This window comes from Corynebacterium sp. Marseille-P4321 (assembly GCF_903645305.1).
Lineage (GTDB): Bacteria > Actinomycetota > Actinomycetes > Mycobacteriales > Mycobacteriaceae > Corynebacterium.
Genome location: NZ_CAHJXO010000002.1, coordinates 463,212 through 477,874 on the forward strand (window position 1 = coordinate 463,212; position 14,663 = coordinate 477,874).

Consider the following 14,663-nt stretch of genomic DNA (forward strand, 5'->3'; position numbering starts at 1 on the left):
GCTAAAGCAACGTAGCCCCCTGGTCAGGGCCCGCGGCGACGAAGATTTCATACCCCGGGAACTCCTCTAAAAGATGCTCAGCCACCCACCGCGCGTGGTCCTCGTCGCTACACAGGACCGCCACCGTCGGGCCAGATCCGGAGACCACCGCGCGCAGGCCAGCCTCGTTGCCGACGGTGAGTAGACGAGCGAGCTGCGGGCGCATAGTCACCGCCGGCGCTTCGAGATCGTTGTGGAGCGCCGCCGCCACCCGCTGCGCATCGCCGGACGTCAGCGCCTGGGACAACTCAGAGGTGTTGAGGTGAGGGACGACGGAGGCATTGTTGAACCGGAGGTCGTCGAGAAGCGAAAAAGCCCCCGGGGTGGAGATGCCTACCTTCGGATTGACAAAAACCCAGTGCAGTTGGCCGCGCGAAAGCATCTCCACCAGCTCGTCGCCTCGTCCCGTACCCAAAGCTGTGCCGCCCATGAGGGAAAACGGCACGTCAGCGCCTAGGGTTGCTGCGAGCGGGTGCAGATCAGCCACCGGCTCGGCGTACTCGCCCATCAGTGCGTTCGCCGCCACCAGCGCAGCCGCGGCGTCTGCGGAGCCACCTGCCATGCCACCGGCGACGAAGACGTGCTTATCCACCTCGATGCGCACCTTCGGCAGCGCTAACGTCGCCCCATCACTCTCGGTGTTCTCGGTGCGGATCTGCTCCGCCACCGCCTCTACTGCGCGCCAGGCGAGGTTGTCAGGCCCATCGATGTCCTCGTCCGGCTGATCGACGAAAAAGCGCGTCTCCATCGCTTCAACCACGGGCCCCTCCGTAAACTCGCCGGTGGGCAGTAGGCGCACGACCTCGCGGCGGTCGACTGCGTGGAAGACGCTCACCAGGTCGTGGTAGCCGTCCGCGCGCACCTCACCCACACCGAGGTGGAGGTTCACCTTGCCCGGGGCCGAGGCGCTGAACACTCGCTTATCCACGCTGCCTCCCCAGCTCGATGAAGTCCTCGACGGAAAGCTTCTCGCCGCGCAGGCCTGGGTCGATACCGGCCGCGCGCAACGCCTCCTCCGCATCCGCGGGCGAGCCGTACACGCCTGCGAGCGTGGAGCGCAACGTCTTGCGTCGCTGAGCGAACGCCGCGTCCACCAGGGGAAATACCGCGTCGCGCAAGCTGCGGTCCACCTCCGGGTCCACGTCGATGCGCACCAGCCCAGATTCGATGTTCGGCGCGGGCCAGAACACGTGCTTGCCAATCGTGCCGGCCTGCGAAACGTCGCCGTAGAACGCCGCTTTCACACTCGGCACGCCGTACACCTTCGAGCCAGGCTTCGCCGCGAGCCGGTCCGCCACTTCTTTTTGCACCATCACGAGCACTTTGCTTATCGACGGCACCTCAGCCAACAAGTGCAACAACACCGGCACCGCGACGTTGTAGGGCAAGTTAGCCACCAGCGCTGTCGGTTCGGCAGGCAGGTCTTCGCGCATGACCTTCAGCGCGTCGGTGTTAATGACGGTGAGGCGGTCGGCGAATTCCCCGGCCCGTTCCTGCGCGGTGCGCTCAAGGCGGCCCGCAAGGCGCGGGTCGATCTCTAACGCGATGACCTCGCGGGCGGTGTCGAGTAGCCCCAGGGTGAGCGAGCCCAGGCCGGGGCCTACCTCCACCACCACGTCGTCAGGCGAAAGATCCGCCGCGGCAACGATGCGACGCACCGTGTTCGGGTCGTGGACGAAGTTCTGGCCCAGCTTCTTTGTGGGCGTGACATCCAACTCGGCAGCGAGCTCGCGGATCTGGGCGGGGCCTAACAGGTGGGATTGCGCCATGCGTGAAAGCGTAACGCAGACTTATCTGCGCGCCGCTTAGCGCAGGCCAAGCGAGGCAGAGCAGGCCGGCCATGCGCCCCAGCCCTGTGCGGCCTGGGTCTTCTCGGCGATGGCAATCTGCTGCTCGCGGGTGGCCTGGTCCGCAGTCGGCGCGTACGCCGTGCCGCCGTATGCCGCCCAGGTACCGGCGTTGAACTGCAGGCCGCCGTGGTAGCCGTTGCCAGTGTTAATCGCCCAGTTACCGCCGGACTCACACGCGGCAAGCGCGTCCCACACGGAGCCGTCAGCCACAGCGGGAGCGGCCGCGCCAGTGTTGCCGGCCGCCGCGCGCTCCGCCGGCTTCGTGCCGCGCTTGACCACGGACGGCTTCGCCTTGCGCACGACCTTCTCCTCGGCCACGCCGTCGGACTCCACCACGCCGTTGACAGTCACCGTGCGGTGCACGAGCTTCTTCTCACCCGCCTTGCCCTCTTCGACGAGTTCCTCGGTGCCCTCGTCCATCTCGGCATCATCGATGTAATCCACCGGCGCGTCGATCGGCAGCGTCTCGGTGCGGTTGGACACATCCACGCGGTCGAGGACGATCTCCATCCCCTCAGCGATCGGGGCGTCGAGCGGGACGTTGAGACGGTCGTTGGAGTCGAAGGTCACCCCGCGGGCCTTGAGCAGGTCGCCCACCGTCTTCGCCGGTGCGGAGACGTAGGTCAGCGCGCCACCGTCGCGAAGCGCGACGATCTTCGGCGTGGTCACGTCCACGTTCAGGCCCTCAGTGACCGGGTGGTCGCGGTCCACGTCGGTAGCCGACGCGACGGCGATGCCAGCCTCGTCCATCAGCTCGCCGACAGTACCTGCGGTGGAGGTGAGCTGCTGCGCCACACCGTCAATCACCACGGCAACCGGCTTCGCGGTGCGCACGGTGATGGTGTCACCGCCGGAGAGGTTTTCGCCCGGCGCCGGGTACACCAAGTCGGCCGGGGCCACCTCAACGCCAGCGGCCTGTAGCGCGCCGGCAACGTCGCCCGCGTAGGTGCGCACCTGCTGCGCCTCACCGTTGACCTCGACGATGACCTGCTTCTGGGCCGCCACCGCGGTGCCCGCACCGCCGACCAAAACGGCGCCGGCGACGGTACCAACCGCTACCTGCTTCGCCTTCGAGGTCTTCGGGTTGATCCGCTTCGTCTGACGGGTCATGTGGCAACGCATCCTTTGGCTTAGAGGGCTTTCGTACGGCTTAGCGAGTGACTAACTCCGGTAACAGTACGGTAACGAAACGGCGAAGACAAGGGCGGTGCCCCAGCTCACAGGCCATTCACACGAAAGCGCGCCACTCTTTTCGCTCGCGTCACACCCCGTCACACAAGTCCCTTGCGCTAGCCCTTGCGCCACACCTTGGCCCCAGCCCTTGCACTAGCGTGCGAGCCCGTACACCCGGTTAAAGGTCGCCCCGATTTCCGCCGCCAAATCCTCCACGGCCACCCCGCGCACCTCCGCGAGCAGGTTCGCGGTATGCCCAATCAAAGAAGGCTCATTGCGCGCCCCGCGGAACGGCTCCGGGGTCATATACGGCGCATCGGTTTCCACCAGCAACTGCCCCGCCGGCGCGAGCGCGGCGGCCTCGCGCAGCTCTTCGTTGCGCTTGAACGTGACATTGCCGGCGAAGCTGAGCACGTAACCCCGCTCGATGGCCTCCTTCGCCACGTCCAGCGGGGAGGAGAAGCAGTGCAGGATCACGTGCTCGGGTCGCGGGGCATCGTCGAGAATGCGCATGATCTCCTCATCGCCCTCGCGGTTGTGGATCATCAGCGCCTTGCCGGAGCGCGCCGCCAGGTCGATGTGCCAGCGAAACGCCTCCTCCTGCACGTCGAGCGGCGCGGTGGATTCCGCGTCATGCTTGAGCCAGTAGGTGTCTATGCCGGTCTCCCCCACGGCCACGCAACGCTCGTCGGCCGCCATTTCCTCGAGGCGGGCCCGGGCCGCGCCATCCAACGTGTGGGCTTTCGTCGGGTGAATCGCGCACGCCGCAAAGACGGATTCGTGCTCGTGCGCAGCGTTAAGGGCCAGCTCGGCTTCTTCTAAGCCGTCGCCCACGGTGCAGATTCGCCTCACCCCCGCCTCGGCCGCGCGGGCGACCAGCTCCGCGGTGGGCACTTTGCAGGAGGCGAGGTGCGTGTGCGCGTCGATAAGCCCCGCGATCGGCTCGGCGGGCACGGGAGTGGGGCGCGGCTTCTTCTTGCTCATAGGATCAACCCTATGGCATACACCGACATCGATTCAGCCACCCGCACCCAGATCGAAGCCGACCTCGCCGAAGCCGCCGGGCGTGGCATCAACGGCCACGCAAGCGACATCGTCGCCTCGTTCGAGGCGGAACTCGCCGACTACCTCGCACTGCCCGCCGACGTGCGGCGCAGCTTCCCCCGCGGCGAAACGGCCCGCATTTTCGGCACCGCGCTCGGGCAGGCACTGGTGCGCGACGAGGGTTTTGCATGGCAGTTGCTTATCGACGATTACGGCACCGACCTCGTCGTCGCCCGCGGCGAGAATTACACCGCGCCGCTCGTGGTGGTGGACCAGCGCTTCGAGGACGAAGAACCCGGCAAGCTCACCGTGTTCCTCGAGCAGTTTCTTTAAGGTGGGCGACATGTCTTCTCACACCGCCATCATCGCCCGCGACACCGTCCAGCCGGAGGCGCTGCGCGCATTCGCGGACGTCTACTTCCCGAAGATCGCCGAGTTCTTGGAATCCGTCGGCGCGAACCCAAAAGCCGCGCGCATCTACTACTTCGGCTCGGGCGAGGTGGGCGCGGGCTTTGCGCTTGACGACGCAGACCTGCCCATGGTCGAACCCCTCATCGGCGACATCGGCGATCCACTCGTGCAGCTCGTCCCCATCAGCGATGAGGCCGGTGAGAACGTCGAGGCCGGGGGAACCGGCGTCCGCGTCGAGGAGTACACCGGCGACCTCTAGCCGGTAGGCGTCACGTGCCTTCTACGCTGGCTTCGCCTACTGCACCGGCGCCCAGGCGGGGCCGGTCTCGCCGAGCTCCGGGTCCAGCTTCGCCACCAGCGGCTGCGGCTTTGCAAGCTCCGTGCCCGGCTCCACGTCCACGCGCTTCCAGACGGCCTGCTGCTGGGTGTAATCGCCGGTGATGGTGAGGTAGGTCTGGCCCTTCTCCGGCAGGCCCACGCCCACGAGGTCGTAGTCCGCGTCGTCCACGACCTCCTCGATGCGCGGCTCCGCCGCCCACACACCACTGCGGCCCAGAGTCTCGTGCACCTTCTGCGCGGTGTGCGGCAGGAACGGGGTGAGCATCGCATTGCAGTCGGAGACCACCTGCAGAGCGGTCCACAGCACCGTCGCCAAGCGTTCGCGCTGCGCGTCATCCTTCGCCAACTTCCACGGCTCCTGCTCCGCGATGTAGGCGTTCGCCTCGCCGACGACGTGCATGATCTTGGTGATGGCCGCCTTGAAGTGCGCCAGGCTCAAGTCCGCCCCGGCCGCGTCGAAGGTCTCGGCGGCGAGTGCAAGGATGCGCTCGTCCGACTCCTCCAGCGGGCCCGGCGCGGGCACCTGGCCGAAGTTCTTGTGCGCCATGGACACTGTGCGGTTCACCAGGTTGCCCCAGCCGTTTGCCAGCTCGTTGTTCACGCGACGGACGAACTCATCCCACGTGAAGTCGGTGTCGTTGTTCTCCGGGCCCGCAACCGCGATGAAGTAGCGCAGCGGGTCGGCGCCGAACTCTTCGAGGAAGTCCTTGACGTAGATCACCACGCCCTTCGACGAGGAGAACTTCGAGCCGGACATGGTGAGGAACTCCGACGAGACGACCTCGGTCGGCAGGTTGAGCTCGCCCAACGGCCCGGCCTCGCCGCCCTTGGAACCCTTACCCGCGTAGCCGAGCAGCTCGGCGGGCCAGATCTGGGAGTGGAAGGTGATGTTGTCCTTGCCCATGAAGTAGTACCCCTCGGTGGACGGGTCCTGCCAGAAGTCCTTCCACGCCTCCGGGTTGCCGATGCGGTGCGCCCACTCGATGGACGCAGACAAGTAGCCCACCACGGCGTCGAACCACACGTAGAGCTTCTTCGACGGGTTGTCCTGCCAGTCCTCCACCGGAATCGGAATCCCCCAGTCGATGTCGCGGGTCATCGCGCGCGGGCGCATGTCCTCAAGCAGGTTCAGCGAAAACTTCAGCACGTTCGGGCGCCAATCCTCGCGGGTGGTCAGCCACGCCTCCAGCGCGTCGTGCAGCGCAGGCAGGTCGAGCATGAAGTGCTCGGTCTCGATGAACTCCGGGGTCTCCCCGTTGATCTTGGACACCGGGTTGATCAGGTCCGCCGGGTCGAGCTGGTTGCCGCAGGTGTCGCACTGGTCGCCGCGCGCGTCGCCCGCCCCGCAGATCGGGCAGGTGCCCTCGATGTAGCGGTCCGGCAGCGTGCGCCCCGTCGACGGGGAGATCGCGCCCTGGGTGGTCTCGCGCAGCATGTAGCCGTTCGCGTTGAGGCCCTTAAACAACTCTTGGACCACCGCGTAGTGGTTACGCGTGGTGGTGCGGGTGAACAGGTCGTAAGACAGGCCAAGACCGGCCAGGTCCTTCACAATCTGCTCGTTGTAACGGTCCGCGAGCTCCTTGACCGTCACGCCTTCCTTGTCCGCCTGCACCAGCAGGGGCGTGCCGTGCTCGTCTGTGCCGGAGACCATCAACACGTTCTTGCCGGTCATTCGCTGGTAGCGGGCGAAGACATCGGAGGGCACCCCGAAGCCGGCGACGTGGCCGATGTGGCGCGGGCCGTTGGCGTACGGCCAGGCAACGCACACGAGAACGTTGTTGTTGGTGTCAGGTGAAGTCATGGCTTCAAGCATAAGTTATGGCCCCGGACAGCACTCAACGTGCCGTCCGGGGCCGTCCGCCCTAGGGCGGGAAGGGGCGAAACGCTAGCTGCGGCTAAACCGCCCCTTCAGCTCGCGCTTGCGCGCCTCCAGCTCCATCTGGTCGCGGTGCATGCGGCGCTCGATGGCCAGCTGGCGGTTGAAGCGCTCCTGTTCCTTCTGGTCCAGGTAGATCGTGTCGTTGGACATGTCCTTCACAATCGCGAACATCAGCGCGACGAGGATGAACAGGAACGGGGTGGCGGCGACGATGGTCACCGACTGCAGCGAGTTCAGCGCGTCGGACCCGCCGGAGATGAGCAGCGTCAGGCCGACGAACGCGGTGGCCAGGCCCCACACGGCGGCGAGCCACGGCTTCGGATCCGACTTACCGTTCTGCGTCAGCGAGGCCATCACCGTGGAAGCCGAATCCGCCGAAGTGATGAAGAAGGTGGCCAGCAAGATCAGGGCGAAGATTCCAACCACGTAGCCGCCGGGCAGGGCGTGCAGCAGGTTGAACAGCTGCTGCTCGTTCGTGCCGTCGCCGTAGATGGAGTTGCCGGACTGCTCCAGCTTGATCGCGGTGCCGCCGAAGATGGCGAACCAGACGGTGGACAAACCGGCAGGCACGAGCAGGATGCCGAGGCAGAACTCGCGCACCGTGCGGCCGCGGGAGATGCGCGCCAGGAAGGTGCCCACGAACGGCGACCAGGAGATCCACCAGGCCCAGTAGAAGATGGTCCAGCCGGAGAGGAACTCGCCGGCCTCGCCGTCGGCGGACTCGGCGGTGCGGGCCGCCATCTCGAAGAAGTTCTGCAGGTAGTTGCCTAGGGCCGTGGGCAGCATGTTGAGCTGCGCAACCGTCGGGCCCATCACGAACACGAAGATGGCCAAAATAGCGGCGATGACCATGTTCGTGTTGGACAGCCACTGAATGCCCTTGGACACACCCGACATCGCGGACAGCAGGAACGCGAGCGTGAGCACGGAGACGATGCCGATAGTCAGTTTCGTGGAGGGGTTGTCCACAAACCCGGACGCCTCAAGGCCCGAGGAGATCTGCAGGGCGCCCAAGCCCAGGGAGCATGCGGTGCCGAAGATGGTGGCAAAGACCGCGAAGCCGTCGATAAGCTGCCCCAGCCATCCGTTCGCGCGCTCCTCCCCGATCAGCGGGATGAACGCGGAGGACAACAGTTGCTTGCGCCCGAGGCGGAACGTGGAGTACGCGATGGCCAGGCCCAAGATGGCGTAGACCGCCCAGGGGTGCAGCGTCCAGTGGAACATGGTCTGCGCCATGGCGGTGCCTACTTCGTTCGGCTCGTGGCCCGGCACGCCGTCGCGGTACATGGCCAGCGGCTCCGCCGCGCCGTAGAACATCAGGCCGATGCCCATGCCGGCGGCGAACATCATCGCAACCCACGACGACGTCTTGAATTCGGGGCGCTCCCCGGACGCGCCGAGGCGGATGCGGCCGAAGCCGGAGAAGGCGATGACCAGCACGAACGCGACGAACGCGGTGCCGAAGAACACGAACGCCCAGCCCAAGTTCTCAATCACCCAGGTAAACGCGGCGTCGGAGAAGTCGGAGAAGTGTGCCGGGGCGAGCAGTCCCCACAGCACCACCCCGGCCACGATGACGGCCAGCGGCACCACGATCGCCCAGTTGACCGGCGCCGAGTCGTCCTCGGACTGCAGCGGGGTGTTTTCCTCCGGGTCTTCGGTCTCGCCGCGGTTGCCGGTGTTCTCGGCCTGCAGCAGCGAGGCGAGCTCGCTGGTGGCCGAGGGTTCCGGGGCAGTCGGATCATTCTCCAGTTGCGGGTCCGGCGAGTGCGGTTGCGCGTGCGGATCGTGCGGATCCCGTTGCGCCTCACGCTGCGTCATAGGATTCTCCTTACAAAGTTTCAGGAAATCTGGAACTTTGGCAGGTTAACGTAATCCCGGTGACCTCGCTAGCCGGGCGGCGGTGCGCTACTCCCGGTTCGCCAGTGCCGCGTCGTATAAATCGCCGACCTTTACCCCGTTGGCCTTGGCCACTTCTTTCACGGCGTCTTTCAAGCGCGCGCCATTATCGACGAGCTCCGCTACGGCCCCCAACAACTCTTCCGGCTCTGCTTGCTTCGCGGCGCCACCTTCGATCACAAGCGTGATCTCGCCGCGCACACCCTCGGCGGCCCACTCGGCCAGCTCGCCCAACGCGCCGCGTTTGACCTCCTCGTACGTCTTCGTCAGCTCGCGGCACACCGCGGCGCGACGGTCGGGGCCAAGTACCGCGGCTGCGTCGATAAGCAACTGCTCGATGCGGTGCGGCGACTCGAAGCAGCACACCGCGCGACGCTCCTGCACCAGCGATTCCAGCCAGGCGCGGCGCGCGCCGGATTTGCGCGGAGCGAAGCCGTCGAAGATGAAGTGGCCCACATTCAGCCCGGACAGCGCGAGCGCAGTGGTCACCGCCGATGGCCCCGGGATGCACGTCACCGGCACGTCAGCGTCGTGCGCCGCCGCAACAATCGACAACCCCGGGTCGGAGACAATCGGCATGCCCGCGTCCGTGACCACCAGCACCACCCCGTTTCGTGCCGCGGCGATAAGGTCGGCGGCGCGCGCGTCCTCGTTGTGGTCGAAGTTGCTCACCACCCGGCCGGTGATCTCCACCCCCAGCGCCGCGGCGAGTGCACGCGTGCGGCGGGTGTCCTCCGCAGCCACCACATCGGCGCCCGCGAGCGCCGCCCGCAACCTGTCGGAGGCGTCCCCGATGTTGCCCAGCGGCGTGGCGGCGAGCACCACCCCGCGGGCGGGAAGACGGGCGGAATCGGCATCGAGTGCATCGTGCGGTGCGACCATGGGCCTTGAGTGTACGCAGCAGGCGCTAGAATCTTTGAGCCGTGACCACAATTGCGCCCCTCCCCGACACGCACGCCACCTCCACCCCGGCCGTGCGGCCCAACCGCCCGGACCCCAAAGCGCCGGTCGACTCGCCTTGGACGCGCCGCGACACCATCGCAGCGTGGGTGATCGGCGTAGTCGCGCTACTCACCCGCTTCATCGGGCTGACCCAGCCCACCAGCTCCGGCACCCCGGTCTTCGACGAGAAGCACTACGTGCCGCAGGGTTGGGACATGGTGCGCAGCCACTTCAACATCGTGCTCGGCGGAATCGAATCCAACCCCGCCTACGGCTTGGTGGTGCACCCGCCGCTGGGCAAGCAACTGCTGGCGGCGGGCGAGATGATCTTCGGCTACACGCCGCTGGGCTGGCGCATCATGACCGCGTTGTTCGGCACCGCCGTGATTGTGTTCATCTTCCTGCTTGCGCGCCGGTTGTCGCAGTCCACGAACATCGCGATTGTGGCGGGCATCATCGCCATCTTCGACGGCGTGCTGCTGGTCGCCGCGAAGTTCGGCATGCTGGATATCTTCCAGGTGCTCTTTGTGGTCATGGCGGCCTGGACGATCGTCGGCGACATGCGCCAGGTGCACCACCGCTGGCACGACGCGTGGCTGGCCGGAAAGCTGGAGGGCACCGGCCCGTACGGCCCGCGCATGGGGTTCCGCTGGTGGCGCTTCGCCACCGGCGTGCTTTTGGGGCTCGCGCTCTCCGTGAAGTGGTCGGGCCTGTACTACATCATGTTCTTCGGGCTGATGAGCTCGTTTTGGGATTTGTGGTTGCGCCGAAAGTACGGGGTGGAAAAGCCGGTTGCGGGCACGTTGCTTCGCGACGTCCCCTCGGCGCTCGCCTCCATCGTGCTCATCCCGGCGCTGCTGTACATCTGGTCCTGGCGCGCCTGGTTCGCCTCCGAGACGTCCGTGTACAGGCACTCGCTTGCCGACGGAACCATCGCCGACTCCGACTGGCCCTGGCTTTCCCACCTGCCTGAGCCCGCGGCGGGGTGGCTGTACTACCACTTCTCAGTGCTGGACTTCCACAGCTCCCTGACCTCCTCCGGCGGGCACTCGCACCCGTGGGACTCCAAGCCGTGGGCGTGGCTCGTCTCGGCGCGCCCCATCCTCTACTACTCCGCCACCGACCTGGAATGCCCGGTGGGCGACGGCACGTGCCGCGAGATGATCTACATGTTCGGCACACCCATCATCTGGTGGCTGACCATCCCGGTGTTGCTGTGGGCCGCATGGGTGTGGCTCACCCGCAAGGACTTCCGCGTGATTGTCCCGTTCATCGGGTTCATGGCCGGCTTCGTGCCGTGGCTGGCCGCCTTCGACCGCCAGATGTACTTCTTCTACGCCATCGCGCTGGTGCCGTTTACCATCGTGCTTATCGCTCTCGCGCTCGGCGAGCTATCGAAGCGCGGTGGGCCTGTCACCTGGGGCTGGGTGCGAAAGCTCGCAGGGTTTGAAATGCGCTGGGGCCAGCTTGCCGCCGTGGTCTACCTCGCCGCCGTGGTGGCCGCGTTTATTTACTGGTCCCCCATCTTCTACGGCTTCACGGTGCCGGAGGGCTACTACCAGTCCCTGATGTGGCTGCCCAGCTGGCAGTAACCGACTCGCGCCGGCTGGCACCGGCTAGGGCCTGCGGGTCTACTTTGGGTTGCGAGTCTACTGCGGGTTGGCGCTGAGCATTCGCCACCAACGGCGCAGACCGAAGCCGCGGTCCGCCGCCCACGTCCATGTCAGCGCCAGCAAGGTAAGCAGGGGGATAAACACCACTGCAGGCGAGCTCGCACCGGTGGAAAGCACCGCCTCGCGCAACGCGTAGCCGATGTTGAACGTGCACATCGTGCCCACGATGAGCAGCACGCCGGGGATCTGCGCGGGCCGCCAGGCGGTCACACCGAGCGCGAGCGCCACGCCAAGGCGCACGGACGCGGCAGAGGCCGCCACCGGGTCGTCGCCCCCGCTAACCAACAGCCGCACGGCCCACACGACCCACACCACGGTCATCACACCCAACAGCACCTTGCCCACAGCCAGGGTGAGCGCGCGCTGCTGGGAGATCCGGCGCCACTCGTCGTCCACCCCGGCCAGGATCACCGCCGACAGGTCCTGCGGCGGCGCCATCTCGCCCTCGCCGCCGTTCAAACGCTCAGACAGCGCGAGCGCGCGCTCGAAAAAAGCCTGGCACTGGGTGCAGTTGGACAGGTGGGCGTCGACCACGGCGTCGTCGATAAGCGATTGCTCCCCATCAATGCGCGCCGAGAGCGCCGCCTGGACCTCCTCGTGCCTAATCACGCGTTAACACCCCGTCCAAGCTCGCACGGCCGGTGCCGAACACCACGAGGATGAGCAACGCCGCGGTGAGCACCAGCGGGTACTCCACCCCGCCCTGCTCCGCGAAAAACCCGTTGCCCAAATGCACGAAGTAGCCCGCCGCCACCACAAGCAGCGCCAACACGGACGCAACAATGGTGGTCAAAAGCCCAATGGCCAAAAACGTGCCGCCGATCAGCTCGACAGTGCCCACCACAAACGCCGACGCCTGCGGGGCCGGCACGCCGTAACCCGCGAACTCGCGCCCCGTCGCCGCCATGCCCTCGCTGAACCAGTGCTGGTAACCGCGCGCCACGAACACCACGCCCAGCACACACCGCAGCAAAAGCAGGGCGAAGTCGCGGACAGCGGGCCGATTCATGCCAATTAGCATAACCATGGAACCGAACCGCCTTAAAACAAGTCCAATACATATGACACAACAAGAAGACGAACAGACGGAACTCCACGGCTGGCCGGTCGTCGGCGACGACGGGCTCGCGCGCCCGCCCTGGGCCGCCCACGACGACCTGCTGCGCCACTACTACGACACCGAATGGGGCATGCCCGTGCGCAACGAAGCCGGCATGTTCGAACGCATCTGCCTCGAAGGCTTCCAAGTCGGCCTGTCGTGGCGGCTCATCCTGCAAAAACGCGACGCGCTGCGCCACGCGTTCCACGGCTTCGAACCTGACAAGGTCGCAGGGATGAGCATTGAGCATTTGCTTGACGACGCAAACCTCATCCGCAACCGCCGCAAACTCCAAGCAGCAGTGACGAACGCTCAGGCGACGTTGAAGCTGCGCGAGGAAGGCGTGCACCTCGGGGAATTCGTGTGGTCCTACCAGCCATCGGAGACTCCGGCGCCCCGCGCGATGGAGGAGGTGCCCACCCAGTCGGAGGAATCGCGCCAGCTCGCGCGCGACCTCAAAGCGCGCGGGTTCACCTTCGTCGGACCCGTGACCATGTACGCGCTAATGGAGTCCGTGGGGATCTTGGACACGAACCTCATCGGCACGTGGCGCCGCGGCGCGTCCGGGGTGTGGGCGTAGGCACGGGCTGTGCGGCTGACTGGGCGTCGCTAAGCGAGCGTCGATAAGCGATTGCCCCTTAGTCGTCGTCCATGTCCGCAAACGCTTCCTCGATGGAGTCGTGCTCCTCGCGGGATGCCTCCCAGACCTCCTTGGCGGCCGACAGGTTGATCGCGGCGATGATCGCGCCGACCACGATATCGAACCACGCGGTCGGCCACACGAACGTGAGCAGGCCCGCAGCGATGATGAGCACGTTCGCCACCGCGTCGTTACGCGCCGCGAGCCACGCACCGGTGGCAAGCGAAGACTCCTCCTCGCGCAACCGCAGCAGAATCACCGCGCAGATCACGTTGACCAGCAGCGCACCCACAGCAACGCCCGTCAGTCCCTCCGGCGACGGCGGCTCCTGGCTGACGATCTTCACCACCACCATCACGATTGCCGCCACAGCCGGGATAAGGATCAGCCCGGCAAGTACGGCACCCACCTTGCGGCGTCGCTCCGGCGGCCATGCCACCGCGAAGAAAACCAGCAGGTTGATCGCGGTGTCCTCGAGGAAGTCGGCGGAATCGGCGAACAGCGACGCGGAGCCGATCGCAATCGCGGCCGCGAACTCCACGAAGAAGTACGCGAAGTTCAGCGGCGCGACGATAAGCACCGCGCGACGGATACGTTGAGCATTCAGGGTCAGCAGCATACCCCCGAGGGGTACACTGCAGCGCCATGGCCAACCAGAACGAACAACAGTGCCAGCAGTGCGGCTGCGACGACGCACATCAGCACGGCTACATCAGCGACAAGTCCCGCTACCTTGCCAGGCTGAAGCGCATCGAAGGACAAACGCGCGGCATTTACCGGATGGTGGACGAGGACGCGTACTGCATCGACATCCTCACCCAAATCAGCGCCGTGAACTCCGCACTCGAAAACGTCGCGCTTGCGCTTCTCGACGACCACCTCGCCCACTGCGTCACCTCCGCCCTCCGCGAAAACACCGACGACGCGGAGGCGAAGCTGAAGGAGGCCAGCGCCGCCATCGCCCGGCTGGTGAAGTAGCCCCGCCTCGGGGGGTCGGGGGCGTTCCGGAGCCAGGACCGGGTCCGCGCGCGTACAGCGCGGCCGTTGCTGGCGCAGCTGATGTAGGCGCGGCGCCGTTCCTGGCGCGGCCGATGCTGGTGCGGCCGTTGCTGGCGCGGCGCCGTTCCTGGCGCGGCCGATGCTGGTGCGGCCGTTGCTGGCGCGGCTGATGTAGGCGCTGTCGTTGCTGGCGCGGCCGAAGTTGGCGCGGCGCCGTTCACATGCACGCAGTTGTAGACCCCAGCGCTGGGGTCTACTTTAAGCACCCCGCGAAGTAGACGCCAGCGTTTGAAGTAGACCCCAGAGATTCAGTGACCAGGGCTTTTGAAGTAGACCTCAACGCTGGGATCTACTTCGCGAAAATTGAATGTAGACGCCAGCGTTTCCTGTAGACGCCAGCGTTTCCTGTAGACGCCAGCGTTTCCTGTAGACGCCAGCGTTTCCTGTAGACGCCAGCGCACCTAGCAGCGAAACCAAAGCACCGCGCGATACCCCCAGCACGCGAAGCGGAATTAAACGACGAAACCACAGGCCTTGTGACCTGCGGTTTCTCTTGTGGAGCTAAGGGGAATCGAACCCCTGACCTTTGCATTGCGAACGCAACGCTCTACCAACTGAGCTATAGCCCCTTTGCTGGGAAAGAACGTTACTCCTTTCCCGTGTGCGCACTAAATCG

Annotated in this window: 15 protein-coding genes and 1 tRNA gene; 5 read left to right on the plus strand and 11 right to left on the minus strand. The window is 66.1% G+C overall.

Features of this window, described 5'->3' with window-relative positions; all coding sequences use genetic code 11:
* Nucleotide 1 precedes the first annotated feature (1 nt).
* From HWX32_RS07490 to HWX32_RS07505, 4 genes are all read right to left on the minus strand, one after another.
* Complete coding sequence (locus HWX32_RS07490) at nt 2-967, minus strand: 4-(cytidine 5'-diphospho)-2-C-methyl-D-erythritol kinase (protein WP_254868334.1); 966 nt, start codon at nt 965-967, stop codon at nt 2-4.
* The gene (gene rsmA / locus HWX32_RS07495) at nt 960-1,808 is read right to left on the minus strand and encodes a 16S rRNA (adenine(1518)-N(6)/adenine(1519)-N(6))-dimethyltransferase RsmA (protein WP_175935377.1); all 849 of its coding nucleotides are present in this window, start codon (nt 1,806-1,808) and stop codon (nt 960-962) included. Before rsmA ends, HWX32_RS07490 begins: the two co-directional genes overlap by 8 nt.
* Before the next feature lie 36 nt (nt 1,809-1,844).
* On the minus strand, nt 1,845-2,999 hold the full coding sequence (locus tag HWX32_RS07500) for a resuscitation-promoting factor (protein ID WP_175935378.1): 1,155 nt from the start codon (nt 2,997-2,999) through the stop codon (nt 1,845-1,847).
* Between the two features lie 216 nt (nt 3,000-3,215).
* A complete protein-coding gene (locus HWX32_RS07505) occupies nt 3,216-4,046 on the minus strand; it encodes a TatD family hydrolase (RefSeq protein ID WP_175935379.1) in 831 nt (276 codons plus the stop codon).
* Between the two features lie 12 nt (nt 4,047-4,058).
* On the opposite strand from HWX32_RS07505, the gene HWX32_RS07510 reads away from it, so the two are divergent.
* Together HWX32_RS07510 and HWX32_RS07515 are read left to right on the plus strand one after the other, a co-directional pair.
* Nucleotides 4,059-4,439, plus strand: coding sequence for a DUF3806 domain-containing protein (locus tag HWX32_RS07510; protein ID WP_175935380.1), 381 nt, complete (start codon nt 4,059-4,061; stop codon nt 4,437-4,439).
* A gap of 10 nt (nt 4,440-4,449) precedes the next feature.
* The gene (locus HWX32_RS07515; RefSeq protein ID WP_131820159.1) at nt 4,450-4,776 is read left to right on the plus strand and encodes a hypothetical protein; all 327 of its coding nucleotides are present in this window, start codon (nt 4,450-4,452) and stop codon (nt 4,774-4,776) included.
* 36 nt (nt 4,777-4,812) lie between these two features.
* On the opposite strand, the gene metG is transcribed toward HWX32_RS07515, so the two are convergent.
* The 3 genes from metG to rsmI form a co-directional block, all read right to left on the minus strand.
* Complete coding sequence (gene metG / locus HWX32_RS07520; protein WP_254868335.1) at nt 4,813-6,657, minus strand: methionine--tRNA ligase; 1,845 nt, start codon at nt 6,655-6,657, stop codon at nt 4,813-4,815.
* Between the two features lie 84 nt (nt 6,658-6,741).
* The gene (locus tag HWX32_RS07525; RefSeq protein WP_175935382.1) at nt 6,742-8,556 is read right to left on the minus strand and encodes a BCCT family transporter; all 1,815 of its coding nucleotides are present in this window, start codon (nt 8,554-8,556) and stop codon (nt 6,742-6,744) included.
* Nucleotides 8,557-8,643: 87 nt separating this feature from the next.
* Nucleotides 8,644-9,516 (minus strand): 16S rRNA (cytidine(1402)-2'-O)-methyltransferase, encoded by an 873-nt coding sequence (rsmI, locus tag HWX32_RS07530; protein ID WP_175935383.1) that lies wholly within the window; start codon nt 9,514-9,516, stop codon nt 8,644-8,646.
* A gap of 92 nt (nt 9,517-9,608) precedes the next feature.
* Here rsmI and HWX32_RS07535 point away from each other — a divergent pair, with 92 nt between their 5' ends.
* Nucleotides 9,609-11,168, plus strand: a complete 1,560-nt coding sequence (locus HWX32_RS07535) for a dolichyl-phosphate-mannose--protein mannosyltransferase (protein WP_254868359.1) — start codon at nt 9,609-9,611, stop codon at nt 11,166-11,168.
* 57 nt (nt 11,169-11,225) lie between these two features.
* Here HWX32_RS07535 and HWX32_RS07540 read toward each other — a convergent pair whose 3' ends face one another.
* A complete protein-coding gene (locus tag HWX32_RS07540) occupies nt 11,226-11,858 on the minus strand; it encodes a zf-HC2 domain-containing protein (protein ID WP_175935384.1) in 633 nt (210 codons plus the stop codon).
* A complete protein-coding gene (locus HWX32_RS07545) occupies nt 11,851-12,258 on the minus strand; it encodes a DoxX family protein (protein ID WP_175935385.1) in 408 nt (135 codons plus the stop codon). The genes HWX32_RS07540 and HWX32_RS07545 overlap by 8 nt, the downstream gene beginning before the upstream one ends.
* Before the next feature lie 52 nt (nt 12,259-12,310).
* Here HWX32_RS07545 and HWX32_RS07550 point away from each other — a divergent pair, with 52 nt between their 5' ends.
* Entirely contained in the window at nt 12,311-12,928 is a 618-nt protein-coding gene (locus HWX32_RS07550; protein ID WP_175935386.1) for a DNA-3-methyladenine glycosylase I, read from the plus strand.
* A 58-nt stretch (nt 12,929-12,986) separates the two neighbouring features.
* On the opposite strand, the gene HWX32_RS07555 is transcribed toward HWX32_RS07550, so the two are convergent.
* Complete coding sequence (locus tag HWX32_RS07555; RefSeq protein WP_175935387.1) at nt 12,987-13,607, minus strand: cation transporter; 621 nt, start codon at nt 13,605-13,607, stop codon at nt 12,987-12,989.
* 26 nt (nt 13,608-13,633) lie between these two features.
* Between HWX32_RS07555 and HWX32_RS07560 the strand changes: the two genes are divergently transcribed.
* Nucleotides 13,634-13,966, plus strand: coding sequence for a metal-sensitive transcriptional regulator (locus tag HWX32_RS07560; RefSeq protein ID WP_175935388.1), 333 nt, complete (start codon nt 13,634-13,636; stop codon nt 13,964-13,966).
* Nucleotides 13,967-14,543: 577 nt separating this feature from the next.
* On the opposite strand, the gene HWX32_RS07565 is transcribed toward HWX32_RS07560, so the two are convergent.
* Nucleotides 14,544-14,616: transfer RNA gene (locus HWX32_RS07565), tRNA-Ala, on the minus strand.
* Nucleotides 14,617-14,663 lie beyond the last annotated feature (47 nt).